The following is a 25,699-nucleotide window of genomic DNA, read 5'->3' on the forward strand; positions in this document are numbered from 1 at the left end:
CCGGATGTCTGCCATCCGGACCCGCCCGCACACGGCCTGCCCCTCGGGGCTCCTCGGGGCTACAGCTTGTCGATGACGTAGTCGACGCAGGCGGTCAGCGCCTCGACGTCGGCCGGGTCGACCGCGGGGAACATGGCCACACGCAGCTGGTTGCGGCCCAGCTTGCGGTAGGGCTCGGTGTCCACGATGCCGTTGGCGCGCAGCGTCTTCGCGATGGCGGCGGCGTCGATGCCGTCCTCGAAGTCGATGGTGCCGACGACCTGCGAGCGCTGAGCCGGTTCGGCGACGAACGGATTCGCGTGCTTGGAGTCCTCGGCCCAGCCGTAGAGGGTGCGCGAGGAGGTCGCGGTGCGGCGCACGGCCCAGTCCAGGCCGCCCTGCCCGTTGATCCACTCCAGCTGGTCGTTCAACAGGAAGAGAGTCGAGAGAGCGGGGGTGTTGTAGGTCTGGTTCTTGCGCGAGTTGTCGATCGCGGTCTTCAGATCGAAGAACGCGGGGATGTGACGGTCGGACGCCGCGATCCGCTCGGCGCGCTCGATGGCGGCCGGGGAGAAGACGCCGATCCACAGCCCGCCGTCGGCGGCGAAGGACTTCTGCGGGGCGAAGTAGTAGACGTCGGTCTGGCTGATGTCCACGGGGAGGCCACCGGCGCCGGAGGTGGCGTCGACGAGGACGAGCGCGTTCTCATCGGCACCCGCCACCCGCTCGATCGGCATGGCGACACCGGTCGAGGTCTCGTTGTGGGTGAGGGCGTACACGTCGACGCCCTGCTCGGCGCGGGCCGCCGGATGCGTGCCCGGCTCGGACTCGATCACGCTCGGCGCGTCCAGCCACGGGGCCTGCTTGGCCGCCTTGGCGAACTTCGAGGAGAACTCACCGAAGGAGAGGTGCTGCGACCTGGAGTCGATCAGGCCGTGGGTCGCCACGTCCCAGAAGGCGGTGGACCCGCCGTTGCCGAGGACGACCTCATAGCCGTCCGGGAGCTGGAACAGCTCCTTGATGCCCTCGCGCACCTTGCCGACCAGGTCCTTGACGGGAGCCTGGCGGTGAGACGTGCCGAGGAGAGAGGTACCGGTGGCAGCCAGGGCGCTGAGCGCCTCCGTACGCACCTTGGACGGGCCCGAGCCGAATCGACCGTCGGCGGGCTTGATGTCAGCGGGAATCTGGAGATCAGCCACGCAGCGAGGGTAGCCCGTCGGGCAGCGCCCGTACGCCCCGCGTCCACGGAATGGACTGAAACCTGGACAGGCCGCCCGCTCCCGTTCCGCTCCACGGTCCCCGTGTGACCTGGCCGGAGGCGTCCGGGTTCGCATACACATGTGGTGCGGACGGTCAGTGCCGCCCGCACCACAGGGCTCCTCCGGTAACTCAGATCACGTCTGTCTCAGAGGATCAGTGCCGTGTCGTCACCACTTGATGCAGGCGCTGGGGACGAAGCCCTTGTAGTTGCCGTAACCGACGTAGTACCACTTGTTGCTCGTCTTGCCGCAGAGCGTGTAGGAGCCGCCCTTCGACGCCTTGCCGTCGTCGCAGACGGCGCCCTTCTTGCCCTTGGGCCACAGGCCGAGGGCGGTGCCGCTCGTCTTCATCGTCTTCCGGATCTTGACGCTTTCCTTGGACGGGACGTTGACGATGGCCTTGGAGCAGCTATGCGCCGCGGCCTTCGCCGCCGCGGCCGTGGGGGCGGCGGTTCCGGGTGTGGCGGCCGTGGCGACACCGCCGGTCAGTGCGGTGCCGATGAGGGCGGCCGCGCCGAGAGCGGGCCCGAGCAGTTTGCGCTTCATGCGAAGTTCTCCCCGTGATGTGCGAGATGGAGGCCAGGTCGTCCCACGTGCTTCCGCGTCGTCGGGTGCGTCGGCCTCCGGCGCCCGGCGCTCAGCGCCTGACGCGATCATGACTGCGGGAACGATACCTCGCATGATCATGATGCGGGACCCCCTTCGCGGATCACCGGTCACGCTTCTCCGCGCTCCCGGATGTCACGTTGCCCCCGGATGTCACGTGTCCCGGTGTCGCGTGCCCCGATCTCCAGCGACAGCAGCGGCAGCACGCGCCCCGCGATCGACCCGGACGGTGTGGTGCCGACGCGTTCGGCGCCCATGGCGAGATAGAAGGGCTCGGCGTGGGGGTCGGCGTCGATGGAGACGCGCGCGAAGCCGAGGTCCCGCGCGAGGTCCACGGTGTGCCGGAAGAGGCGGCTGCCCACGCCCCGCCCCATGGCGTCCGGCTCCACGAACATCATCCCCAGTACGGCCAGGGTGGGGATGCCCTCCAGCGTCGTGAAGCCCAGCAGCCGGCCGCCGTCCTCGTCCCCGTCCCCGTCCACGTCCTCGTCGACCGCGACCATCGTGCGGCGGCGGATGATCTCCGCGGGGTGGAGGGTGAGTTCGTCGCGGCAGGCGGCGAGGAAAGCCTCGTCGTAACCCCAGTACGCTTTGGAACGGAGGGCGAGTTCGCTCAGCGCCCCGGCCTCCTCGGGGCGTGCGGCTCTGATTCTCATGGTTCCCCAGTCTGCCGCTCCGCCGCCGCCCCGGCCGGGAACCGGAACCCCCGGCCCTCGGCTCCGCCCCGACCTCCGCGACCACCGCATGGAGTGATCGGGCGCGCCCGGTGAAAGTGCCCGCGCGAAAACCGTCCCAGCGTGCACGCTGGACCCATGGCAGACGTACGGGATGTGGAACAGGCCCTGCGCGCGGCGGTGCGCGGCGGCGAGGTGGAGTTCGACACGGGCAGCCGCGCGCTCATGACGATGGACGCCTCCAACTACCGGCGCGTGCCGCTGGGCGTCGTCGCGCCCCGCGACGCGGAGGACGTGCGCGCGACCCTCGCCGTGTGCCGCGAGCACCACGTGCCGGTGCTCGCACGCGGCACCGGTACCTCGATCGCGGGGCAGGCCACGGGCGTCGGCGTCGTCCTCGACTTCACCCGTCACATGAACCGGATCGAGGCGATCGACCCGGGCTCGCGCACCGCGCTCGTCCAGCCGGGCGTCATCCTCGACGACCTGCGCGCCGCGGCCGCCACGTACGGGCTCACCTTCGGACCCGACCCCTCCACCCACAGCCGCTGCACCCTCGGCGGCATGATCGGCAACAACTCGTGCGGCTCCCACTCGGTCGCCTGGGGCACCACGGCCGACAACGTGCGCGAACTGGACGTGCTCACCTACGGCGGCGAGCGCGCCGTGCTCGGCCGCGGCGGAGGCGGCGTCCCCGCCCGCCTGCGCAACGGTGCCCAGGACCTCGTGCAGGGCGAACTCGCCCGCCTGCGCACCGGTTTCCCCGAGCTGCCGCGCCGCATCTCCGGCTATGCGCTCGACGAACTGCTCCCCGAGAAGCACGAGAACTGGGCGCGCGCCTTCACCGGCAGCGAGGGCACCCTCGGCGTGCTCACGCAGGCCACGGTCGAGCTGGTGCCCGTGCCGGGCGCCCGTGTGCTGGCCGTGCTCGCCTACGGGGACGAGAGCGCGGCGGCCGAGGCGGCGGCCGGACTGCTGCCCCACGGGCCGCTCACCGTCGAGGGCATGGCCAACGACCTGGTCGGCGACGCGGCCCGCGGCTCCCTCCCGCGCGGCGGCGCCTGGCTCTTCGTGGAGGTCGGCGGCGACGACGCGGCCGAGGCGCGGTCCCGCGCCGACGCGCTGTGCCGCGCCGCGCTGGCGGACGGCGCGACGGACCACCTGCTGGTCGCGGGGGCCGCCGAGCAGCGCGCGCTGTGGCGGGTGCGCGAGGACGCCTCCGGCACGGCGACGCGCATGCCCGATGGCAGCGAGGCGTGGCCGGGCTGGGAGGACTGCGCGGTGCCCCCGGCCAGGCTCGGCGCGTATCTGCGGGACTTCCGCAAGCTGCTGCGCGAACACGGCCTGCGCGGCCTGCCCTACGGGCACTTCGGGGACGGCTGCATCCACGTACGCATCGACTTCGACCTGATGGGCCGCGAGGGCGTCCAGCGCTTCCGCGACTTCTCCTACGACCTGGCCGACGTCGTCGTCGCGCACGGCGGCTCGCTCTCCGGGGAGCACGGGGACGGGCAGGCGCGGGCCGAGCTGCTGCCGAAGATGTACGGGGCGGAGATGGTCGGGCTCTTCAACCGGTTCAAGGATCTGTGGGACCCGTCGGGCGGGCTCAACCCGGGCATGCTGGTGCGCCCGGCGCGCATCGACGAGAACCTGCGGTTCGAGCCGCTGCCGCGGCAACCCGTCGACGTGGAGTTCGGCTATCCGCACGACGGGGGCGACTTCTCGGCCGCCGTACGCCGCTGCGTCGGCGTCGCCAAGTGCCGCGACACGACGACGAGCGCGGGCGTGATGTGCCCCTCCTTCCGCGCCACCGGCGAGGAGAAGCACTCCACGCGCGGGCGCGCCAGGCTGCTGCACGAGATGCTCGCGGGCGAGGTGCTCACCGACGGCTGGCAGTCCGAGGAGGTCCGCGAGGCCCTGGACCTGTGCCTGTCCTGCAAGGGGTGCAGGACGGACTGCCCGGTGGGCGTGGACATGGCCACGTACAAGGCCGAGTTCCTGCACCACCACTACGGCGACGAGGGAGGCAAACGGCGCCCGATGGCCCACCACTCGATGGGCAGGCTCCCCGAGTGGCTGCGGCTGGCGGCGGCCAGCCGCACGGTCCCGCTGCTGAACGCGGGCGCGAAGGCGGGCCCGCTGGCGGTGCTGGCCAAGAAGGCGGGCGGTCTGGCGCCCGAACGGGACATCCCCGCGCTGCCCACGCGGCCCTTCACGCGCTGGTGGCGGGCGCAGGCGGGGCGCGGCATGGCCGAGCAGGGCGGCGGCGAGGGGCAGCGGGTGGTGCTGTGGCCCGACACGTTCACCAACTACCTCTCGCCCGAGGCCGGTTCGGCGGCCGTCCGGGTGCTGCGCGACGCGGGGCTGCGGATCGCCGTACCGCCGAAGCAGGTGTGCTGCGGCCTGACGTACGTCTCCACGGGGCAACTGGACCGCGCCCGCGCGGTGATGCGCCGCACCCTGGACCGGGTCGAGCCCGCGCTGGACGCGGGGCTGCCCGTGACGGTGCTGGAGCCGCCGTGCGCCGCGGCGCTCAAGACCGACCTGCCGGAACTGCTCGGCGACGACCCGCGCGCGGAGCGCCTCGCGCGGTCGGTGCGGACCTTCGCCGAGACGCTGGAGGAGTACGCGCCCGCCTGGGAGCCGCCGCGCCTGGAGCGCCCCGTGGCAGGTCAGACGCACTGTCACCAGCACGCTGTGCTGGGCGACGCGGCGGACCGGCGGCTGCGCGAGAAGGCCGGGCTGACGGGTGAGCTGAGCGGCGGCTGCTGCGGGCTCGCGGGCAACTTCGGCTTCGAGAAGGGGCACTACGAGGTCTCGGCTGCCTGCGCCGAGGACCAGTTGCTGCCCGCCGTACGGGACGCGGCCCCCGGCACGGAGCTGATCGCCGACGGCTATTCGTGCCGTACCCAGTTGGAACAGCTCGGCGGCCACCGCAGCCGCCACCTTGCGGAGGTGCTGGCCGAGGGCATCCAGGGCGTCCAGGGCATCGGGAGCGGGGCGGGCCGGACTGACGGGCGGGCCGACGGCGTGGGGTGAGACGCGCGGCACGGTGGGGCCGGGAGCGGATCGGGGCGGTCCGGGACCTCAAGTTCCGGCCCGCTCCGTCGTGCGCCGTTCCTCTGGGGGCGGCCCGTAAAAAGTCATGCAAGCACGCTTGCTTGTTTTTCCTCGCGCTGCCACGCTCGTGGCGCACAGGGCGACTCGCGTCGACGGCCCGGCGGTACGGGACGTGGGCGCCGCATGAACCGTGCGCGCTGTGCGAGTGGGCCAGTGGGCCAGTGGGCCGTCGAGGCAGGGAGCGGGGAGCGCGCCATGACCGGAACCGTCGGCACCGGGGCAGCCGGTGCCGTGCTGACCGACCTGCGTGACGAGGGTGACGAGCTGGAGGCCCTGGTGGCCGGGCTCGAAGCGAAGGCGTGGGCGCTGCCGACGCCCGCGCCCAACTGGACCGTCGCACACCAGATCGCCCATCTGACGTGGACGGACGGGCAGTCGCTGACCGCCGCCACGGACGAGGCCGCCTTCCAGCGCGAGGTGGAGAAGGCCATGGCCGCGCCGGACCGCTTCGTCGACGAGGGCGCCGAGGAGGGCGCGGCCCTCGTACCAGGTGAGTTGCTGGAGCACTGGCGCGAGGGCCGTTCCGCGCTGCTGCGGACGCTCGCCGACCAGCCGGAGGGGCGGCGCATCCCCTGGTATGGGCCGCCGATGAGCGTCGCTGGCATGGCCACGGCGCGCCTCATGGAGACGTGGGCGCACGGCGAGGACGTCGCCGATGCGCTGGGCGTGCGCCGCGCGCGCACCGTCCGGCTGCGGCACGTGGCCCGGATCGGCGTGCGGGCCCGGGACTTCGCGTACGCGGCGCACGGGCTGACCCCGCCCGCCGCACCCTTCCGGGTCGAGCTGACGGGCACGGACGGCGAACCGTGGGTCTACGGGCCCGAGGACGCGGCCGAGCGCGTGACCGGGGACGCCGTGGAGTTCTGCCTGCTGGTGACGCAGCGCGTGCACCGCGACGACACCGGCCTGCGCGCCGAGGGCGCGGAGGCCGGGCGCTGGCTGGACATCGCCCAGGCATTCGCGGGCCCGCCGGGCGCGGGCCGCGCGCCCGGGGCCGGGGCCGGAGCTGGGCCCGCGGCCGGCCCCGAGGGGGAGTCCGCGTGAAGGGCAGCGACGGTGCGACGGGCGGCGGCGCGCCCGGCACCACGGCAGGCGCATCCGGCGCATCCGGCGCATCCGGCGCAACCGGTGCGCCCGGCCCGTCCCGCACGGCCAATTCCCCCGGCACGTTTGCCGCCCGGAACACGGCAGAGGGGGCAGGACGCGGGGTGCTGCGGATCGGCAACTGTTCCGGCTTCTACGGCGACCGCTTCTCCGCCATGGAGGAGATGCTCACCGGCGGCCCCCTGGACGTGCTGACCGGCGACTATCTCGCCGAGCTGACCATGCTCATCCTCGGCCGCGACCGGGTGAAGGACCCGGCGCGCGGCTACGCGAAGACCTTCCTGCGGCAGTTGGAGACCGGGCTCGGCCTCGCCAAGGAGCGGGGCGTGCGGATCGTCGCCAACGCGGGCGGCCTCAACCCGGCCGGGCTCGCCGACGCCGTACGGGAGTTGAGCGAGCGCGTCGGGGTGCCCGCGCGGGTGGCTCACGTCGAGGGCGACGACCTGCTCGCGCGCGGCTGGGGCGAGGGCGTCCTGACGGCCAACGCCTATCTGGGCGGCGGCGGCATCGCGGAGTGTCTGCGCGCGGGCGCGGACATCGTGGTCACGGGCCGGGTCACGGACGCGGCCCTGGTGAGCGGGGCAGCGGCGGCGCACTTCGGCTGGAGCCACGAGGACGCGGCGGACCTGGACGCGCTGGCCGGCGCGGTTGTCGCGGGGCACGTGCTGGAGTGCGGTGCCCAGGCGACAGGCGGCAACTACGCCTTCTTCGAGGCCGAGGGCATCGACGTGCTGCGGCCCGGCTTCCCTCTCGCGGAGATCGCCCACGACGGCTCCGCCGTGATCACCAAGCATCCGGGTACGGGCGGCGCGGTGACGGTGGGCACGGTGACGGCGCAACTGCTGTACGAGACGTCAGGGGCGCGCTATGCCGGGCCCGATGTGACCGCGCGCCTGGACTCGGTACGGCTCGCCCAGGAGGGCCCAGACCGGGTACGGATCGACGGCGTACGCGGCGAGGCGCCGCCGCCCACGCTGAAGGTGGGGTGCAGCAGGCTGGGCGGCTGGCGCAACGAGGTCGTGTTCGTCCTCACCGGGCTCGACATCGAGGCCAAGGACGCGCTCGTACGCCGTCAGATGGAGGACGCCTTCGCGCGCGCCGGGCGGCGGCCCAGGGAGGTGAGCTGGAGCCTTGCCCGTACGGACAGGCCCGACGCGCCTCTACAGGAAGAGGCCAGCGCCATGCTGCGCCTGGTCGTACGGGACGCGGACCAGGAGGCGGTGGGGCGCGCGGTCAGCGGCGGCGCGGTCGAACTCGCCCTGGCCAGCATCCCCGGCTTCCACGTCACGGCGCCGCCGGGGAAGGGCGCGCCGTACGGGGTGTTCGAGGCCGCGTACACGGCCGCCGACGGGGTGCCGCACATTGCCGTACTGCCCGACGGGCGCCGGGTGGACATCCCCGCCCGGTCCTTCGAGGGGACCCGCGAACTGGCCGAGGTGACGGAACCGGAACTTCCGGAGCCGCTGCCCGACTCGTACGGGCCCACGCGTCGCGTGCCCCTGGGGACGATCGCCGGGGCCCGCAGCGGGGACAAGGGCGGGAGCGCCAACGTGGGGGTGTGGGTGCGGAGTGAGGAGGCGTGGCGGTGGCTGGCGCATGCGCTGACAGAATCTGAAATCTGTTATCTGATACCTGAAATCTGTCAGTCGTCATCTGAAACCCGTCAGCTGAAAGTCACCCGCCACCTCCTCCCCAACCTCCGCGCCCTCAACTTCGTCATCGACGGCCTCCTCGGGGAGGGCGTCGCCTCGCAGGCGCGCTTCGATCCGCAGGCCAAGGCCCTGGGGGAGTGGCTGCGCTCCCGGCACATGGACATACCGGAGGGGTTGTTGAAGTGACCGTGCTCCCGTCGGCGCTGGACGCCAAGAGCGCCGAATACGCCGCCAACCGCGAGGCCATGCTCGGCAAGCTCGCCGAGCTGGAGGCCGAACACGCCAAGGCGCGTGAGGGCGGTGGCGAGAAGTACGTCGAGCGCCACCGCAAGCGCGGCAAGCTCCTCGCGCGCGAGCGGATCGAACTGCTGCTGGACCCCGACACCCCGTTCCTGGAGCTGTCCCCGCTCGCGGCCTGGGGCAGCGACTACACGGTGGGCGCCTCGCTCGTCACCGGCATCGGGGTCGTGGAGGGCGTGGAGTGCCTGATCACGGCCAACGACCCGACCGTACGGGGCGGTGCCAGCAACCCCTGGACGCTCAAGAAGGCCCTGCGCGCCAACGAGATCGCGTACGCGAACCGGCTCCCCTGCATCAGCCTCGTGGAGTCGGGGGGCGCCGATCTGCCCAGCCAGAAGGAGATCTTCATCCCCGGCGGGGCCCTGTTCCGTGACATCACGCGGCTGTCCGAGGCGGGCATCCCCACCGTCGCCGTCGTGTTCGGCAACTCCACGGCGGGCGGCGCGTACATCCCCGGCATGTCCGACCACGTGATCATGGTCAAGGAGCAGTCCAAGGTCTTCCTCGGCGGCCCGCCCCTGGTCAAGATGGCCACAGGCGAGGAGGCCGACGACGAGGAGCTGGGCGGCGCGGAGATGCACGCGCGCGGCTCCGGGCTCGCCGACTACTTCGCGCTGGACGAGCCCGACGCGCTGCGGCAGACCCGTCGCGTCGTCGCCCGCCTCAACTGGCGCAAGGCGCACCCGTCCCCGTCCCCGTCCACGGGGATCGCGGAGCCCCCGAAGTACGACGAGGAGGAGCTGCTGGGCATCGTGCCCGGCGATCTGAAGGTCCCCTTCGACCCGCGCGAGGTCATCGCGCGCCTCGTCGACGGCTCGGACTTCGACGAGTTCAAGCCCCTCTACGGCGCCAGCCTCGTCACCGGCTGGGCGGCCCTGCACGGCTACCCCGTGGGCATCCTCGCCAACGCGCGGGGCGTGCTGTTCAGCGAGGAGTCGCAGAAGGCCACCCAGTTCATCCAGCTCGCCAACCAGCGCGACATCCCGCTGCTGTTCCTGCACAACACCACCGGCTACATGGTCGGCAAGGAGTACGAGCAGGGCGGCATCATCAAGCACGGCTCGATGATGATCAACGCGGTCTCGAACTCGAAGGTCCCCCACCTGTCGGTCCTCATGGGCGCCAGCTACGGCGCGGGCCACTACGGCATGTGCGGCCGGGCCTACGACCCCCGGTTCCTGTTCGCCTGGCCGAGCGCCAAGTCGGCCGTGATGGGCCCGCAGCAGCTCGCGGGGGTGCTGTCGATCGTGATGCGCGAGTCGGCTGCGGCCAAGGGCAAGCCGTTCGACGAGGAGGCCGACGCCGGGCTGCGCGCCATGGTGGAGCAGCAGATCGAGGCCGAGTCGCTGCCGGTGTTCCTCTCCGGGCGGCTCTACGACGACGGCGTGATCGACCCACGGGACACCAGGACCGTGCTGGGCCTGTGCCTGTCCGCCATCCACACCGCACCGGTCGAGGGCGCCCGCGGCGGCTTCGGCGTCTTCCGGATGTGAGCCGGGCGATGAGCGGAGCGGAGGAGACAACAGGCCGTGGCCGTGGCCGTGAGGGAAGCGGAAGCGGAACGAGGGCGGGACGAGGCGTGATGCGACGCGTACTGGTGGCCAACCGGGGGGAGATCGCGCTGCGCGTCTTCCGTACCTGCGAGGAGATGGGCATCGGGACCGTCGCGGTCCACTCCGACGCGGACGCCTCGGCGGCGCACGTCCGCGCGGCCGACGCGGCGGTACGGCTGCCGGGCAACGCCCCGTCCGAGACATATCTGCGCGGCGATCTGATCGTGAAGGCGGCGCTCGCCGCCGAAGCCGACGCCGTCCACCCCGGCTACGGCTTCCTCTCCGAGAACGCCGACTTCGCGCGCGCCGTCCAGGACGCGGGCCTGGTCTGGATCGGCCCGCCGCCCGAGGCGATCGAGGCCATGGCGTCCAAGACCCGCGCCAAGCGGCTGATGGCGGAGGCCGGGGTGCCGCTGCTCGCGCCCGTCGCGGCGGGGGAGGCGCGCGAGGACCAGTTGCCGCTGCTGGTGAAGGCGTCGGCCGGAGGCGGTGGCCGGGGGATGCGCGTCGTGCGGGAACTGGCCGCGCTGGAGGACGAGATCGAGGCCGCGCGCGCCGAGGCGGCCTCCGCCTTCGGGGACGGCGAGGTCTTCGTGGAACCGTATGTGGAGCGGGGCAGGCACGTCGAGGTCCAGGTCCTCGCCGACGGGCACGGCACGGTGTGGGCGCTGGGCACGCGGGACTGCTCCTTGCAGCGCCGCCACCAGAAGGTGATCGAGGAGGCACCGGCGCCGGGGCTGAGCGACGCGCTGCGCGCGTCCTTGCACGAGGCGGCGGTCAAGGCGGCGCGCGCGGTGGGGTACCGGGGCGCGGGCACGGTGGAGTTCCTGGTCGCCCCCGGCGCCCCCAACACCCCCGGCACCCCCGATGCCCCCCGGGAACGAGCCCAGGAGCGCGCGTACTTCCTGGAGATGAACACCCGCCTCCAGGTCGAGCACCCCGTCACCGAGTGCGTCCACGGCCTCGACCTCGTCGCACACCAGATCCGCGTCGCGGAGGGCGCCGCGCTCGACCCCACCGGCCCGCCCGCGCCCCGGGGGCACGCCGTCGAGGCCCGCCTCTACGCCGAGGACCCCGCACGCGGCTGGCGTCCCCAGACCGGCACCCTCCACCGGCTCGACGTGCCGGACGGCGTGCGTCTGGACAGCGGCGTCAGCGGCGGCGACGAGATCGGCGTGCACTACGACCCGATGCTCGCCAAGGTCATCGCCTGGGCGCCCGGCCGCGACGAGGCCGTGCGCAAGCTGGCCCGCGCGCTGGAGCGGGCCCGCGTGCACGGGCCCGTCACCAACCGCGAGCTGCTCGTACGCTCCCTGCGCCACCCCGACTTCATGGCGGTGCGCCTGGACACGGGCTTCTACGAGCGCCACCTCGACGCGCTGACCCGGCCCGACGAGGCGGCGGACGACGGCCGCCGCACGCGGCTCGCCGCACTCGCGGCGGCGCTCGCCGACGCCGCTCGCACCCGCGCGTCGGGCACCTCCGTCGCCGCGCGGCTGGGCGGCTGGCGCAATGTGCCCTCACGCCCGCAGACCAAGGGCTACCGGAGCGAACCCGACGGCACGGAGCACGAGATCCGCTACACGCTCACCCGCGAGGGGCTCAACGCGGAGGGCCTGCCCGGCGTCCGGTTGCTCGACGCGGCGCCCGAGCGCGTCGTGCTGGAGGTGGACGGCGTACGCAGGGAGTTCGAGGTCAGCGCGTACGGCGGGTCCGGCCGCGCGGGAACATCCACGGAGGCGTACGCGGCCGTGTACGTCGACTCCTCGCTCGGCTCCCACACCCTCACCCCCCTGCCCCGCTTCCCCGACCCGGCCGACCGCACCGAGCCGGGATCGCTGCTGGCGCAGTTGCCGGGCACGGTCGTGCGGGTGGCCGAAGGGCTCGCCGTCGGCAGCCGGGTGGTGGCGGGCGAGCCGCTGCTGTGGCTGGAGGCGATGAAGATGGAGCACAAGGTCGTCGCGCCCGCCTCCGGCACCCTCACCGCGCTCAACGCGGTACCCGGCCGTCAGGTCGAGGTCGGCACGCTGCTGGCCGTCGTCTCGGAGGAGCCCTCCGACGAGCCACCCGCGACGCCCGCCCCCTCCACGACCCATGAAGAGACCACCTCTCCCAAGGAGTCCGCATGACCGACGCCACCGACCCGAACCCGTCCAGCGCCACCAGCCCCGCCGGCTCGGCCCTCCTGGAGACCGAGGAGCAGCGGGCGCTGCGCCGGGCGGTCGCCGCGCTCGGCGAGCGGTACGGGCGCGAGTACTTCGCCGGAGTCGTCCGCGACGGCAAGCACACCGACGAACTGTGGGCCGAGGCGGGCAAGCTCGGCTACCTCGGCGTCAACCTCCCCGAGGAGTACGGCGGCGGAGGCACCGGCATCACCGAGCTGTCCATCGTGCTGGAGGAGCTGGGCGCGGCTGGCTGCCCGCTGCTGATGCTCGTCGTCTCGCCCGCCATCTGCGGGAACGTCATCGCCCGCTTCGGTACCGAGGCACAGAAGCGCCAGTGGCTGCCCGGACTGGCCGACGGCAGCCTGAAGATGGCGTTCGGCATCACCGAGCCCGACGCGGGCTCCAACTCGCACCGCATCACCACGACAGCCCGCAGGGACGGCGACGACTGGCTGCTCACCGGGCGCAAGGTCTTCATATCCGGCGTGGACATCGCGGACGCGACGCTGATCGTGGGCCGTACGGAGGACGCGCGCACCGGCAAGCTCAAGCCCTGCCTGTTCATCGTGCCCCGCGACGCGCCCGGCTTCGAGCGCCACCAGATCGACATGGAGATCGGCGCCCCGGAGAAGCAGTTCGAGCTGGTTCTCGACGATGTGCGGCTGCCCGCCGACGCACTGGTCGGCGACGAGGACGCGGGCCTGCTCCAGCTCTTCGCCGGGCTCAACCCGGAGCGCGTGATGACGGCGGCCTTCGCGCTCGGCATGGGGCGCTACGCGATCAACAGGGCCGTGGAGTACGCCCGTACGCGCCAGGTGTGGAAGGAGCCCATCGGCGCGCACCAGGCCATCGCGCACCCGCTCGCGCAGGCCCATATCGAGGTCGAGCTGGCCCGGCTGATGATGCTCAAGGCGGCCCACCTCTACGACGTGGGCGACGACATGGGCGCGGGCGAGGCCGCGAACATGGCGAAGTACGCGGCCGGTGAGGCGTGCGTCAAGGCCGTCGACCAGGCCGTGCACACCCTCGGCGGCAACGGCCTGACCCGCGAGTACGGGCTCGCCGCCATGATCACCGCGGCGCGGGTGGCGCGGATCGCGCCGGTCAGCCGCGAGATGGTCCTCAACTTCGTCTCGCACCAGAGCCTCGGCCTGCCCAAGTCCTACTGAGGCTCCGGGCTCTACAGAGGCGCTACGTCCTACCGACACGGACAAGCGGGAGGTACCGGACAATGGTGTTCCGCAGTGAGTACGCCGACGTGCCCGTCGTCGACCGGCCCATCCACGAGGCGGTGCTCGGCCGCTCTGCCGTCGAGTATGCCGACCGGCCCGCGCTGGTCGACGCGCTCGACGGCACCACGCTCAGCTACGCGGCGCTGGACGCGTTCAGCCGCCGTATCGCCGCCGCGCTCACGGAGGCGGGGCTGCGGCAGGGCGACGTGCTGGCCCTGCACAGCCCCAACTCCGTGCTCTACCCCGCCGTCTTCTACGGCGCGAGCCGCGCCGGCGCGGCCGTCACCACCGTGCACCCGCTGTGCACGGCGGAGGAGTTCGCGCGCCAGTTGCGCGACGCGGGCGCGCGCTGGATCGTCACCGTCTCGCCGCTCCTCGCGACGGCCCGCGAGGCGGCGGGCCTCGTGCCAGGGGACGGCGGCGCGGGCGGCGGCGTGCGCGAGATCTTCGTGTGCGACCGTGCCGAGGGCCACAGATCCGTGCTCGACATGCGCGACTCGACGGCGCCCGAACCCCGCGTCACGCTCGACCCCGCCCGCGACCTGGCCGCGCTGCCCTACTCCTCGGGCACCACGGCCACCCCCAAGGGCGTGATGCTCACCCACCGCAACATCGCCACCAACCTCGCCCAGCTCGACCCGCTCATCCCCAGCGGCCCGGACGACACCGTGCTGGCCGTGCTGCCGTTCTTCCACATCTACGGGCTGACCGCGCTCATGAACGCGCCGCTGCGCAAGGGCGCGACGGTCGTCGTGCTGCCGCGCTTCGACCTCACCCGGTTCCTGGCGGCGATCGAGCGCCACCGGGTGACGGCGCTGTACGTCGCGCCGCCCATCGTGCTGGCACTCGCCAAGCACCCGGAGGTGGACCAGCACGATCTGTCCTCCGTGAAGTACCTGGTCAGCGCGGCGGCCCCGCTCGACGCGCGGCTCGGCGCCGCGTGCGCGCGGCGGCTCGGCCTGCCCACGGTGATGCAGGCGTACGGCATGACCGAGCTGTCGCCCGGCACCCACGTGGTCCCGCTCGACGCGCAGGACCCGCCGCCCGGCACCGTCGGCAAGCTGCTGCCCGGCACACAGATGCGCGTCGTCGCGCTGGACGACCCGTCCCGCGACCTGGGCCCCGGCGAGGAGGGCGAACTGCTCTTCAGGGGGCCGCAGGTGATGAAGGGGTACCTGGGGCGGCCGGACGAGACCGAGGCGATGATCGACGCCGAGGGCTGGCTGCGTACGGGCGACGTCGGCCGGGTGGACGAGGACGGCTGGCTGTTCGTCGTCGACCGGGTCAAGGAGCTGATCAAGTACAAGGGCTACCAGGTGGCGCCCGCCGAACTGGAGGCCGTGCTGCTCGGCCACGAGGAGATCGCGGACGCGGCGGTGGTCGGCGTGCCGGACGACGAAGGCCAGGAAGTCCCCAAGGCGTTCGTGGTCCGCCTCCCCGGCGCGACGGGGCCGAGCGCGGACGAGGTCCTGCGGTACGTCGCGGAACGGGTGGCTCCGTACAAGAAGGTGCGGCGCGTGGAGTTCGTGGACGCGGTGCCCCGCGCGGCCAGCGGCAAGATCCTCCGCCGCCGGCTCCGCCCCGCCACGGGACCGGCCCCCCGATGACCACCACCTCCCGCCGTCGCCCCGGCCCCGTTCCCCCACCCCGTACGAGAGGACCCCACCAGTGACCCCAGCCCCGAACAGCGAAGCCCAGGCCGCGGAGCCGGAGCAGCCCGGGGAACCCCTCGTGCGGGTCGGCCGGGACCGGCGCGTCATGACCGTCACGCTCGACTCGCCCCACAACCGCAACGCGCTCTCGGCCCGCCTCGTACGCGAACTCCACGCGGCCCTGGACCAGGCGGCGGCGGACGCGGAGACCCGCGCCGTCCTGCTCACGCACACGGGCAACACGTTCTGTGCGGGAGCCGACCTGCGCGAGGGCAGCGGCACCCCGCACGAGCTGGCCACGCTGCTGCGGGCGCTCGTCGAGCTGTCGAAGCCCGTCGTGGGCCGCGCCACGGGCCATGTGCGCGCGGGCGGCACGGGGCTGCTGGGCGCCTGCGACATCTCCGTCGCGGGCCCGGGCGCGACGTTCGCCTTCACCGAGGCCAGGATCGGCGTGGCCCCGGCCGTGATCTCGATGCCGCTGCTGCCCCGCCTGGACCCGCGCGCCGCAGCCCGCTACTACCTGACGGGCGAGCGGTTCGACGGCGCGGAAGCGGCCCGTATCGGCCTGGTGACGATGGCGGCCGAGGACCCGGACGCCGCGCTGGAGCCGGTGCTCGACGGGCTGCGGCGCGGTTCACCGCAGGGGCTCGCGGAGTCCAAGCGGCTGGTCACGGCGGAGGTGCTGCGGGCCTTCGACCGCGACACCGATAACCTCGCTGACCTGTCCGCGCGCCTCTTCGCCTCCGACGAGGCGCGCGAGGGCATGACCGCATTCCTCGAACGACGGGATCCCGAATGGGCGGGGTGAACACATGGCCGGGGCGAACAGTGGAGTGAGCAGCGGGGCGAACAGCGGGGTGAACGGCGGGGTGAACGGCGGAATGGTGAACACCCGTGGCGCCGCTCCCAAGCAGGACCGCAGCCGGGCGACCCGGCAGCGGCTGCTGGAGTCGGCCGTGACCTGCCTGGCCGAGCACGGCTGGTCGGGCAGTACGGTCACGGTCGTCGCCGAGCACGCCGGGGTCTCGCGGGGCGCGGCGCAGCACCACTTCCCCACCCGCGAGGACCTGTTCACGGCCGCCGTCGAGTACGTCGCGGAGGAGCGGTCCAAGGCGCTGCGCGCGCTGCCCGCGCCCACCGCGGACACCCGCGCGGCCGTCGCCACCCTCGTCGCCCTCTACACGGGCCCCCTCTTCCGCGCCGCCCTCCACCTGTGGGTCGCCGCGTCGAACGAGCCGCAGCTCGGGCCCCGCGTCACCGGCCTGGAGGCCCGTATCGGCCGGGAGACCCACCGCATGGCCGTGGACCTGCTGGGCGCCGACGAGGCGGCCCCGGGCGTGCGGGAGACCGTGCAGGGCCTGCTCGACATGGCGCGCGGCCTCGGCCTCGCCAACCTGCTGACGGACGACAGCGCGCGGCGCGAGCGCGTCGTGGAGCAGTGGGCGCGCATCGTGGACGGCGTCCTGGAGCGGTAACCCGCACCTTCGCGCACCTTGCGGCCCACATCCATGTCCATGGATGTGGGCCGCTTCCGTTGGCACGCCGCCGCCCCGTGTAACGGGGATTGTGCGCAGTATTGACGGCTTCTGAGGGCACTTCTAATGTGACGGCGATTATTCAGAGACCTGGCAGCAGTTCATATCAATGAACATGGGGAGCCGTGATGTCCACATTGGACTGGGTCGTACTCGGTGGCTACTTCTTCGTCATGGTGGGCATCGGCCTCTGGTCGAAGCGGCGCATCGAGAACGTGGCCGACTTCTTCACGGCCCGTGGCCGCATACCCTGGTGGCTCTCCGGCATCTCGCACCACATGTCGGGCTACAGCGCGATCATGTTCGTCACCTTCGCCGCCGTCGCCTACGACTACGGCGTCACCGTCTACTTCTGGTGGCCGCTGACGATCGGGCTCGGCATCGGCGTCGGCGCCTTCCTCTTCGCACCCCGCTGGAACCGGCTGCGCGCCAAGCACGGCGTCAACTCGCCGCTGGCCTACCTCGCGGTGCGCTACAACCTCCCCACCCAGCAGGTGCTGGCCTACAGTGGCGCCGCGCTCAAGGTCGTCGACATCGCCGCCAAGTGGGTCGCGATCGCCGTGCTGCTCCAGGGCTTCGCCGACATCCCGCTGATCTGGGGCATCACGCTCACCGGCGTCTGCACGATGTTCTACATGGCCTTCGGCGGGCTGTGGGCCGACGTCCTCACCGACTTCGGGCAGTTCATCATCCAGGCCGTCGCCGGAATCGCGATGCTCGTCGCGGTCATGGCCCACCTCACCGGCGTCTCCACCCTGTGGACGATGTGGGACGAGCTGCCCGCGAGCCACAGCGACCCGGTCAACGGCACCGTCACCACAGGGCTGATCATGGCGTTCCTGCTGGTGAAGACCTTCGAGTACAACGGCGGCATGTGGAACCTGGCGCAGCGCTACATGTCCGCGCCCTCCGGCACCCGCGCCAGGAAGTCCGCGCTGCTCTCCAGCGCCCTGTGGCTGATCTGGCCGTTCATCCTCTTCGTGCCGATGATCGCGGCGCCGCTCATCGTGCCGGGCATCGAGAACGGCGAGGAGTCCTACATCAAGCTCGCCCAGGAGCTGCTGCCCACCGGGCTCATCGGCCTGCTGCTCGCCGGATTCTTCTCGCACACCATGGCCATGGTCGCCTCCGACTCCAACGTCATCACCGCCGTCATCACCCGCGACCTGGCGCCCGTCATCGTCCCCAAGGTGCGGAAGCTGACGGCGGGCGGCCAGCTCATGTTCGCCCGCATCACCACCGTCGCCTTCGTCTGCGTCAGCATGAGCTTCGCGCTGTTCAGCGACCCGGACGGCTTCATCATGACGGTGGTCGTCAGCATCGTCGCCGCCACCATGGGCCCGATCTCCATCCCGCTGATGCTCGGCCTGCTGCCCTGGTTCAAGCGCAACGGGCCGACGGCGGCCATCGTCTCCTGGGCGGGCGGCCTCAGCGTCTGGGCCTACCTCTACTGGGGCATGGAGGACGCCACCCAGACCCAGAACGTCAGCTTCCCCGTGCTCACCTCGCTGGTGCTCTACGTAGTGATCGGGCTCGTACGGCCAGAGGGCACCTCCGTCCGCTCGGCCCTGGTCGACTCGCTGGACGACGACCCGAGCGAGGAGGAGCGGGTGGCCCTGGAGCGCAAGTTCCTGGAGGAGGCCCCGGCCAGCGACGTCGAGGCGGTCGAGGAGACGGTCATCACGCGCTGACGGCCGGGCGTACGGCCCGCACGTACACGCCGCACGCAGACGCCGGTGCCCCGTCCACATCCGTGGACGGGGCACCGGCGCGTGAAGGGGGGATCGCGGAGGCCGCCGTCAGCGGTGCATCTCGCCGTACCCCTCGATGTCGCGGGGCGCGCGCGGCCCCGGGCCGACGTAGCGCGCGGAGGGCCGCACCAGGCGCCCCGTGCGCTTCTGCTCCAGGATGTGCGCCGACCACCCGGCCGTACGGGCGCAGGTGAACATCGACGTGAACATGTGCGCGGGCACCTCGGCGAAGTCGAGGACGATCGCCGCCCAGAACTCCACGTTCGTCTCCAGCACCCGGTCGGGCCGCCGGGCGCGCAGCTCCTCCAGCGCGGCCCGCTCCAGCGCCTCCGCCACCTCGAAGCGGGGCGCGCCCAGCTCCTTGGCCGTACGGCGCAGCACCCGCGCCCTCGGGTCCTCGGCGCGGTAGACGCGGTGCCCGAAGCCCATCAGGCGCTCGCCGCGGTCGAGCTGGCGCTTCACGTAGGCGCTCGCGTCGCCCGTGCGCTCGATCTCCTCGATCATCCCGAGCACCCGCGAGGGAGCGCCGCCGTGCAGCGGCCCCGACATCGCGCCGACGGCGCCCGACAGCGAGGCGGCCACGTCGGCGCCCGTGGAGGCGATGACGCGCGCGGTGAAGGTGGACGCGTTCATGCCGTGCTCGGCGGCCGACGTCCAGTAGGCGTCGACGGCGGCCACGTGCCGGGGGTCGGGCTCGCCGCGCCAGCGCCGCATGAAGCGCTCCACAACGGTCTCTGCCTTGTCGATCTCCTTCTGCGGCACCATCGGGAGCCCCTGCCCGCGCGCGGACTGCGCCACGTAGGACAGGGCCATGACGGCGGCGCGGGCGAGATCGGCGCGGGCTCGCTGCTCGTCGATGTCGAGCAGCGGTTTGAGGCCCCACACAGGGGCGAGCATGGCCAGCGCGGACTGCACGTCGACGCGGATGTCACCGGAGTGCACCGGGATGGGGAAGGGCTCGGCAGGCGGCAGCCCGGGGTTGAAGCTGCCGTCGACGAGGAGCCCCCAGACGTTCCCGAAGGAGACCTCCCCGACCAGGTCCTCGATGTCCACGCCCCGATAGCGCAGGGCGCCGCCCTCCTTGTCCGGTTCTGCGATCTCCGTCTCGAACGCGACGACTCCCTCAAGACCGGGTACGAAGTCGGACATCAGGCGGCTCCCTCATGTGTGCGGCAGACGGGGCTGCCGCAGGTCGGCGACGACTGGTGCCCACGGCGAGCGCGCCGTGGACCGGGTCTGCTGCTGGATCGCTGGACCGCTGGACCGGCCGGAACGGTTCCTCCGCCCTCGCGGGGCTGGCGGACCGCGCCGTCCTCCCGGTGATGCCCCGCGCGGCCGGTGCTCACCCGGTCATGACCGGGCCGACACGATAACCGCTCCTGTCCGGGGGCCACAGTCTTCCGCTTCGCGATTTTGGCGGGTCCGGAACACGCGGGGAAGGGTGAGAAGCGGCACAGCCCGCGATCTTCCTCCGCCAGGCATGCGGCGTTGGCGGAACGGGCAGACTGGGATGCCACGGGCGGGGCCACGCGCGCCGGGATGCTGCAAGATATGCGCGTGCCACACGCTGACGATGACGCCGCCCGCAGTACGTCCCCCGCATCCTCCGCATCTTCCCCGTCCTCCGGGACCTCCCCGTCCTCCGGGGCCCCTGCCGCGTCCCCCTCCGGCTCCGGCCCCGCGATGCCCGCGCCGCCGCCCTCGGCGACCGCCACGCTCGACCCCGCCACCATGCGCGCCCACTACCGCGCGACGGGCCTCTCCGAGGACGACCTGGCGCCGAACCCGTTCGAGCAGTTCACGCGCTGGTTCACCGACGCCTCGCGCGGCGGGCTGCACGAGCCGAACGCGATGGTCGTCTCCACGGCGGACGAACGGGGCCGTCCCAGCTCCCGCACGGTCCTGCTGAAGCGGTACGACGAGCGCGGCTTCGTCTTCTTCACCCACTACGGCTCCCGAAAGGGCCGCGAGCTGGAGGCGAACCCCTACGTCTCGCTGCTCTTCCCCTGGCACGGCATCGCCCGGCAGGTCATCATCTCGGGCACGGCCGAGCGGATCGGCCGCGACGAGACCGCCGCGTACTTCCGCACCCGCCCGCACGGCTCCCAGCTCGGCGCCTGGGCCAGCGACCAGTCCGCGCGCGTGGCGTCCCGCGCCGACCTGGACCGCCTGTACGAGGAACTCGCGGCGCGCTACCCGGAGGGCGAGGACGTCCCGGCCCCGCCGCACTGGGGCGGCATCCGCGTACGCCCGTCGAGCGCCGAGTTCTGGCAGGGCCGCGAGAACCGTCTGCACGACCGGCTCCGCTACGTCCGCGCGGAAGGGGACGAGGGCGGCTCCTGGACGGTGGAGCGGCTCTCCCCGTAGAGCCGTGGGAAGCGGTCAGGAGCGGTGGGGAGCGGTGGAAAGCAGACGACCCGCGGGCTGCCTCCTCTCGCCGTGGCGAGAGGCGCCGGTCGGACGAGTCCGACGAGCCCGCGGGTCGGGTGACTGCTGAGATTGGCCGGGCGAACCGGCGTCACACTGTGGCGACGGCTCTAGGCCGCAGCCACCTCACGCGTCCGGTCGTAGCTCATCTGCCGGATCACCTCCTTTCTCGTGTGCACCGCACGTTAGGCAGCGGGAAAAGCCCTCGCAAGCGAATTTCGGGGCGACAACGATTTTCCCGAATACGGTGTGTGCTGGGTCACGTTCGAGTTGAATGATCCGTGCACGCGGCAACAGCCGCAGGCGACAGATTCATCGTGAACGCGTTCAGCCGGGGGTGCTCTCGTGGCCGCACAGTCCAAGATTCACTCCGCGTCGTCGTCCGACGGTGACGGCGACGGCGGCGGAGGCAGCGGAGACGGCGGGGCCGACGACGAGCTTCTTCTCGCCGCCCTCCTCGACGGTATGGACGCCGCCCTCTGCGCCTTCGACGCCGAGGGCGTCGTCACCCACTGGAACCGCGAGGCCGAACGCATCCTGGGCTGGACCCAGGAGGAGGCCGTCGGCCGCCAGGGACTGGCGGGCTGGGCCATCCGCGCGGCCGACGCGCAGGACGTCGAGGCGCGGCTGCTGGGCGCGATGAAGTCCCCGGGGCGCCAGGTCCACGAGTTCGCGCTGCTCACCAAGGAGGGCGGCCGGGTCCTGGTGCGCACCCAGTCCTCCGCCGTCGCCGACGCCGAGGGCAACCCCATGGGCGTCTACTGCGCCTTCAGCGAGGTGCACGCCCAGATCGACCTGGAGCGCTCCATCGCGCTCAGCGAGGCGCTGTTCGAGGACGCCTCCTGGGGCGTGGTCCTCGTCGACGCCGATCTGCGCCCCGCCGTCGCCAACCTGCACGCGGCCCGCGCCTTCCAGGTCTCGCGCACGGCGATGCTGGGACAGCCGCTGGGGGAGTTCGTCGACCAAGGTCTGGAAGAGCTGGAGGCCGCCCTCCAGCACGTCCTCGCCGAGGGCACGCCCCCGGGGCCCGCCGAGATCTGGGTGACCCTGCGTCCCGGGCGGGCTGGACGCGCGGGCGACGGCGAGGGCGGCGCCGACGCCAAGGGCGCCGAGGGGAAGGGCGGCGCCGCGAAGGAGGGCGCCGCGTCCCGCCGCTGCTGGCGCAGCGGCTTCCTGCGGCTGGCCTCCCCGCTCGCGGAGGAACCGGTTCCGCTCGGGGTCGCCTGGCTCTTCCAGGACATGACCGACACCAAGCTGCTCGAACAGGAAGCGGCGCGGCTGCGCTTCCGCGACAACCAGCTCCACCGGGCAGCGCGTGCCGCCGCCGAGTGCGAGAACCCGATGGAAGCGGCGACCATCCACCTCGACTTCGCCCTCGCGGGCTTCGCCGACCACGCGCTGCTGGACCTGACGCCCGTGGCCTGGGCCGACCGCGAGACCGACCCCGAGGGCGCGCCCCGCCTCATCCGCGCGGCGGCCACGCCCGTGGCGGCGCCCGGCCCCCTCCCGCTGATCGAGCCCGACCTCGGCGGCGGCCTCCCCGTCGGCTACGACGCGGGGCACCCCGCGCTCCAGGCGTACGAGCGCTGCGGCTCCGTGCGCGCGAGTGTCGGCGGCTCGGGGGCGCCCGGCTGGGCGGCGGCACGCAAGTGGCCCGAGGGGACGGTGCACGGGCTGTGCACGGTGCTGCGGAGCAGGGGGCGGTCGCTGGGGGTGGCGACGTTCCTGAGAGGCGCGAGCAGGCGCCCCTTCGACCGCTCCGACGCGACGTACGCCGAGGACATCGCCATCCGCATCGCCGCCTCCATCGACCTCTCCCGCACGACGCGCTAACCCCTTCGCGGGGTGCGGAAGGAAACGCAGGGTTGCCCCTTCACCGTGGTGTGCCCCTTCACGGGGTGCGGGGTGAAGGCTTCACGGGGTGCCCGCTCTTGCAGGGGTGCGCCTGCTGTGGGTGCCCCTTTGGGGGTTCGTTCGCGTGGTGCGGGCCGGTGGCACGGGTTGTGCCCACCCGTCCCGCCTTGCGGGACGATTGCCCACAACATTTGCCGTGCCGTCGCCCTGCGGTACGGGGCCGGGTGCGGGCCGGTGGCTTCGGCGCGGCGTGTGGTGACGGTGCGGTGCGGCTGGCGCCGCGTGGTTCTTGGCTCGGACCGTGGTTGTGGGGTTGCTGTGTGGTGGGGGTCGGTGCCGCGCCGGGGTGTCTCCTCGGGCGTAAAGGTCTCACTTTCGGCTTTCCGCCGGTGACTTGCTCGCCCTGCGGGGACACCCCGCCACACCACCTCCCACCCGGTGGCCAACCTCAGCCATTGTTGTGCCCACCCACCAGCCCGCAGCACGCCAACGAAACCCCAGGAGGCACCCCGGGGCTGCGCACCCCTGTGAAGGGGGGTGGAGATTGGCCGACCCGGAGTGGAGGTGGGCCACCGGCGGGACGGGGACGCGGTGGGGTGTCCCCGCAGGTCGAGACGAAGACCGGCGGAAAGCCGAACACGAGACCTTCACGCCGAGGAGACACCCCACCGCGGCACCGGACACCCCCCACCCACGCACCCACAACCCCAACGGAAACCCGGAATCACGCGGCGCCAGCCGCATCGCACCGCAACCACACGCCGCGCCGAAGCCACCACCCGCACCCGACCGGCGCCGGCACGCCAAAAAGTTGTGGGCAATCGTCCCGCAAGGCGGGACGGGTGGGCACAACCCGTGCCACCGGCCCCCAACACGCGAACGCAACCCCAAGAGGGCGCCAGGCAAAGCGCACCCCTGCGAGAAACGGGCACCCCGTGTGGCCATCACCCCGCACCCCGTGAAGGAGTGCAGCCCCCGTGAAGGGGCAACCCTGCGTTTCCTTCCGCCCCCCGCGAAGGGGCTAGCGATAGAAGATGCGGTCCGCGTATTCCGCCATGACGTGGGCGTTCCAGGCGTGGCCGCCGTCGACGTTGCCCGAGCGCAACAGGGGCGGATCGATGCCGCGCCGGGCCAGCTCCCCCGCGGCGGTCGCGACAACCGCCTGCATCATCGCGCTGGTCACCACCGTCGACGCGGGAGCGAACCGCGCCTCGATCCCCGTGACCTCCAGTTCCGCGTCCCCGACACCGATATGGCTGTCGAGCACCACGTCACAGTGATCCCTCAGAAACGTGCCGGTCGAGTGCCGCGACCGTGTGCTCTCCGCGTATGCCACCGACGTGAGCCCGACCACCTTCAGCCCCAGCGCCCGCGCGTTCATCGCCATCTCCACGGGCAGCTCGTTGCGCCCCGAAAGGGAGATCACGAACAGCGTGTCCCCGGCCCGCGCCGGGCTGGAGTCGAGCACTGTGCCCGCGAGCCCGCCGACCCGCTCCAGGGCGCTGCCGAGCGTCGCCGGGCGCACGTCGACGCCGAGCACACCCGGCACGACCAGCAGGTTCATGACGGCGAGCCCGCCCGCGCGGTAGACGACGTCCTGCGCGGGGAGCGAGGAGTGGCCCGCACCGAAGGCGAAGATCCGGCCACCCTCGGCGACCGTGTCGGCGATCAGCTTTCCCGCGGCGGCGATGTTTTCCGCCTCCGCGTCCCTGACCTGCTGCAACAGCCCGATCGCGGCGTCGAAGAAGTCGCCTGCCAGGGTGTTCTCGCTCATGCCGCACGGCCCCTCGGTCTATGGTTCGGGGGCATCCTCGCCCTCCGCCGCGATCACGGTGAGGTCCGGACCAGCGCCCTGTCAATAGAGCGCCAGGGGCCTGTCCGCTCCTGCGCGGCACAGTTGTCGGCGCGATGCGTCAGAATTGAAGACAGGGCCACCGCACGAGCTGACATAGGGGCACGCATGTCCGGATTGATCGACACCACGGAGATGTATCTCCGCACCATTCTGGAGCTGGAGGAGGAGGGCGTGGTCCCCATGCGTGCCCGTATCGCCGAGCGGCTCGATCAGAGCGGCCCGACGGTGAGCCAGACCGTGGCGCGCATGGAGCGCGACGGCCTGGTCACGGTGGCCGGGGACCGTCATCTGGAGCTGACGGAAGAGGGTAGGCGGCTGGCCACCCGGGTGATGCGCAAGCACCGTCTGGCCGAGTGTCTGCTGGTCGATGTGATCGGCCTGGAGTGGGAGCAGGTGCACGCGGAGGCGTGCCGCTGGGAGCACGTGATGAGCGAGGCGGTGGAGCGCCGCGTGCTGGAGCTGCTGCGGCACCCGACCGAGTCGCCGTACGGCAACCCCATCCCGGGACTGGAGGAGCTGGGCGAGAAGGCCGAGGCCGATCCGTTCCTGGACGCGGGCATGGTGAGCCTGGGCGATCTGGACCCGGGCGGGGACGGCAAGACCGTCGTCGTGCGCCGGATCGGCGAGCCGATCCAGATGGACGCGCAGTTGATGTACACGCTGCGGCGGGCCGGTGTGCAGCCGGGCGCCGTGGTCAGCGTGAACTCGGGCTCGGCGGGCGGTGTGCAGGTCGGCAGCAGCGGCGAGGCGGCCGAGCTGGATTCGGACATCGCGGCACACGTCTTCGTCGCCAAGCGCTGACACCCGCCTGTACGTCCGTCCGCTCTCGCGGGCCTCGGCCCGCCTTTCGGGCGGGCGGGTGCGGGACCCCTGGCCCGTCGGGCCACGGGGCTCGCGGACGTACGGCGACGGACCTCCGGCACCGGCCCCCGGACCTCCGGCACCGGCCCTGGGCGGTCCGCGCCCTCGGGCCCGCCCGAC

The 25,699-nt window shown here is 72.6% G+C and carries 18 protein-coding genes; 13 read left to right on the forward strand and 5 right to left on the reverse strand.

Annotated features, from left to right (window positions below; translation table 11 throughout):
* Nucleotides 1-59: 59 nt before the first annotated feature.
* From serC to ACWGJ2_RS06315, 3 genes are all read right to left on the reverse strand, one after another.
* The gene (gene serC, locus ACWGJ2_RS06305; RefSeq protein ID WP_453344800.1) at nt 60-1,178 is read right to left on the reverse strand and encodes a phosphoserine transaminase; all 1,119 of its coding nucleotides are present in this window, start codon (nt 1,176-1,178) and stop codon (nt 60-62) included.
* Between the two features lie 228 nt (nt 1,179-1,406).
* On the reverse strand, nt 1,407-1,784 hold the full coding sequence (locus ACWGJ2_RS06310) for a hypothetical protein (RefSeq protein WP_453344801.1): 378 nt from the start codon (nt 1,782-1,784) through the stop codon (nt 1,407-1,409).
* Between the two features lie 170 nt (nt 1,785-1,954).
* Nucleotides 1,955-2,500, reverse strand: coding sequence for a GNAT family N-acetyltransferase (locus ACWGJ2_RS06315; protein ID WP_453344802.1), 546 nt, complete (start codon nt 2,498-2,500; stop codon nt 1,955-1,957).
* Nucleotides 2,501-2,656: 156 nt separating this feature from the next.
* On the opposite strand from ACWGJ2_RS06315, the gene ACWGJ2_RS06320 reads away from it, so the two are divergent.
* The 10 genes from ACWGJ2_RS06320 (at nt 2,657) to ACWGJ2_RS06365 (ending at nt 18,522) form a co-directional block, all read left to right on the forward strand.
* Nucleotides 2,657-5,557 carry an FAD-binding and (Fe-S)-binding domain-containing protein gene (locus ACWGJ2_RS06320; protein ID WP_453344803.1) on the forward strand — a complete coding sequence of 967 codons (2,901 nt, stop codon included), beginning with the start codon at nt 2,657-2,659 and terminating at the stop codon, nt 5,555-5,557.
* 276 nt (nt 5,558-5,833) lie between these two features.
* The gene (locus ACWGJ2_RS06325; RefSeq protein WP_453344804.1) at nt 5,834-6,682 is read left to right on the forward strand and encodes a TIGR03084 family metal-binding protein; all 849 of its coding nucleotides are present in this window, start codon (nt 5,834-5,836) and stop codon (nt 6,680-6,682) included.
* 215 nt (nt 6,683-6,897) lie between these two features.
* The gene (locus tag ACWGJ2_RS06330) at nt 6,898-8,580 is read left to right on the forward strand and encodes an acyclic terpene utilization AtuA family protein (RefSeq protein WP_453344901.1); all 1,683 of its coding nucleotides are present in this window, start codon (nt 6,898-6,900) and stop codon (nt 8,578-8,580) included.
* Complete coding sequence (locus tag ACWGJ2_RS06335; protein ID WP_453344805.1) at nt 8,577-10,187, forward strand: acyl-CoA carboxylase subunit beta; 1,611 nt, start codon at nt 8,577-8,579, stop codon at nt 10,185-10,187. The genes ACWGJ2_RS06330 and ACWGJ2_RS06335 overlap by 4 nt, the downstream gene beginning before the upstream one ends.
* 89 nt (nt 10,188-10,276) lie before the next feature.
* Complete coding sequence (locus ACWGJ2_RS06340) at nt 10,277-12,376, forward strand: acetyl/propionyl/methylcrotonyl-CoA carboxylase subunit alpha (protein WP_453344806.1); 2,100 nt, start codon at nt 10,277-10,279, stop codon at nt 12,374-12,376.
* Nucleotides 12,373-13,581 (forward strand): acyl-CoA dehydrogenase family protein, encoded by a 1,209-nt coding sequence (locus tag ACWGJ2_RS06345; protein ID WP_453344807.1) that lies wholly within the window; start codon nt 12,373-12,375, stop codon nt 13,579-13,581. The genes ACWGJ2_RS06340 and ACWGJ2_RS06345 overlap by 4 nt, the downstream gene beginning before the upstream one ends.
* Nucleotides 13,582-13,643: 62 nt before the next feature.
* On the forward strand, nt 13,644-15,251 hold the full coding sequence (locus ACWGJ2_RS06350; protein WP_453344808.1) for a 4-coumarate--CoA ligase family protein: 1,608 nt from the start codon (nt 13,644-13,646) through the stop codon (nt 15,249-15,251).
* 61 nt (nt 15,252-15,312) lie between these two features.
* A complete protein-coding gene (locus ACWGJ2_RS06355; protein ID WP_453344809.1) occupies nt 15,313-16,104 on the forward strand; it encodes an enoyl-CoA hydratase family protein in 792 nt (263 codons plus the stop codon).
* Between the two features lie 73 nt (nt 16,105-16,177).
* Nucleotides 16,178-16,771 carry a TetR/AcrR family transcriptional regulator gene (locus tag ACWGJ2_RS06360; RefSeq protein WP_453344810.1) on the forward strand — a complete coding sequence of 198 codons (594 nt, stop codon included), beginning with the start codon at nt 16,178-16,180 and terminating at the stop codon, nt 16,769-16,771.
* 188 nt (nt 16,772-16,959) lie between these two features.
* Nucleotides 16,960-18,522, forward strand: coding sequence for a sodium:solute symporter family protein (locus ACWGJ2_RS06365; protein ID WP_453344811.1), 1,563 nt, complete (start codon nt 16,960-16,962; stop codon nt 18,520-18,522).
* Between the two features lie 108 nt (nt 18,523-18,630).
* On the opposite strand, the gene ACWGJ2_RS06370 is transcribed toward ACWGJ2_RS06365, so the two are convergent.
* Nucleotides 18,631-19,731 (reverse strand): citrate synthase 2, encoded by a 1,101-nt coding sequence (locus ACWGJ2_RS06370; RefSeq protein ID WP_453344812.1) that lies wholly within the window; start codon nt 19,729-19,731, stop codon nt 18,631-18,633.
* Between the two features lie 582 nt (nt 19,732-20,313).
* Here ACWGJ2_RS06370 and pdxH point away from each other — a divergent pair.
* Both pdxH and ACWGJ2_RS06380 read left to right on the forward strand, forming a co-directional pair.
* Nucleotides 20,314-20,949, forward strand: coding sequence for a pyridoxamine 5'-phosphate oxidase (gene pdxH / locus ACWGJ2_RS06375; protein ID WP_453344902.1), 636 nt, complete (start codon nt 20,314-20,316; stop codon nt 20,947-20,949).
* Between the two features lie 405 nt (nt 20,950-21,354).
* The gene (locus tag ACWGJ2_RS06380) at nt 21,355-22,842 is read left to right on the forward strand and encodes a PAS domain-containing protein (RefSeq protein WP_453344813.1); all 1,488 of its coding nucleotides are present in this window, start codon (nt 21,355-21,357) and stop codon (nt 22,840-22,842) included.
* A gap of 1,042 nt (nt 22,843-23,884) precedes the next feature.
* Here ACWGJ2_RS06380 and ACWGJ2_RS06385 read toward each other — a convergent pair.
* Nucleotides 23,885-24,637, reverse strand: coding sequence for an SIS domain-containing protein (locus tag ACWGJ2_RS06385; protein WP_453344814.1), 753 nt, complete (start codon nt 24,635-24,637; stop codon nt 23,885-23,887).
* A gap of 186 nt (nt 24,638-24,823) precedes the next feature.
* On the opposite strand from ACWGJ2_RS06385, the gene ACWGJ2_RS06390 reads away from it, so the two are divergent.
* Nucleotides 24,824-25,519, forward strand: a complete 696-nt coding sequence (locus tag ACWGJ2_RS06390) for a metal-dependent transcriptional regulator (protein ID WP_453344815.1) — start codon at nt 24,824-24,826, stop codon at nt 25,517-25,519.
* Nucleotides 25,520-25,699: the final 180 nt, after the last annotated feature.

It is taken from the genome of Streptomyces sp. NPDC054796 (genome assembly GCF_053611545.1).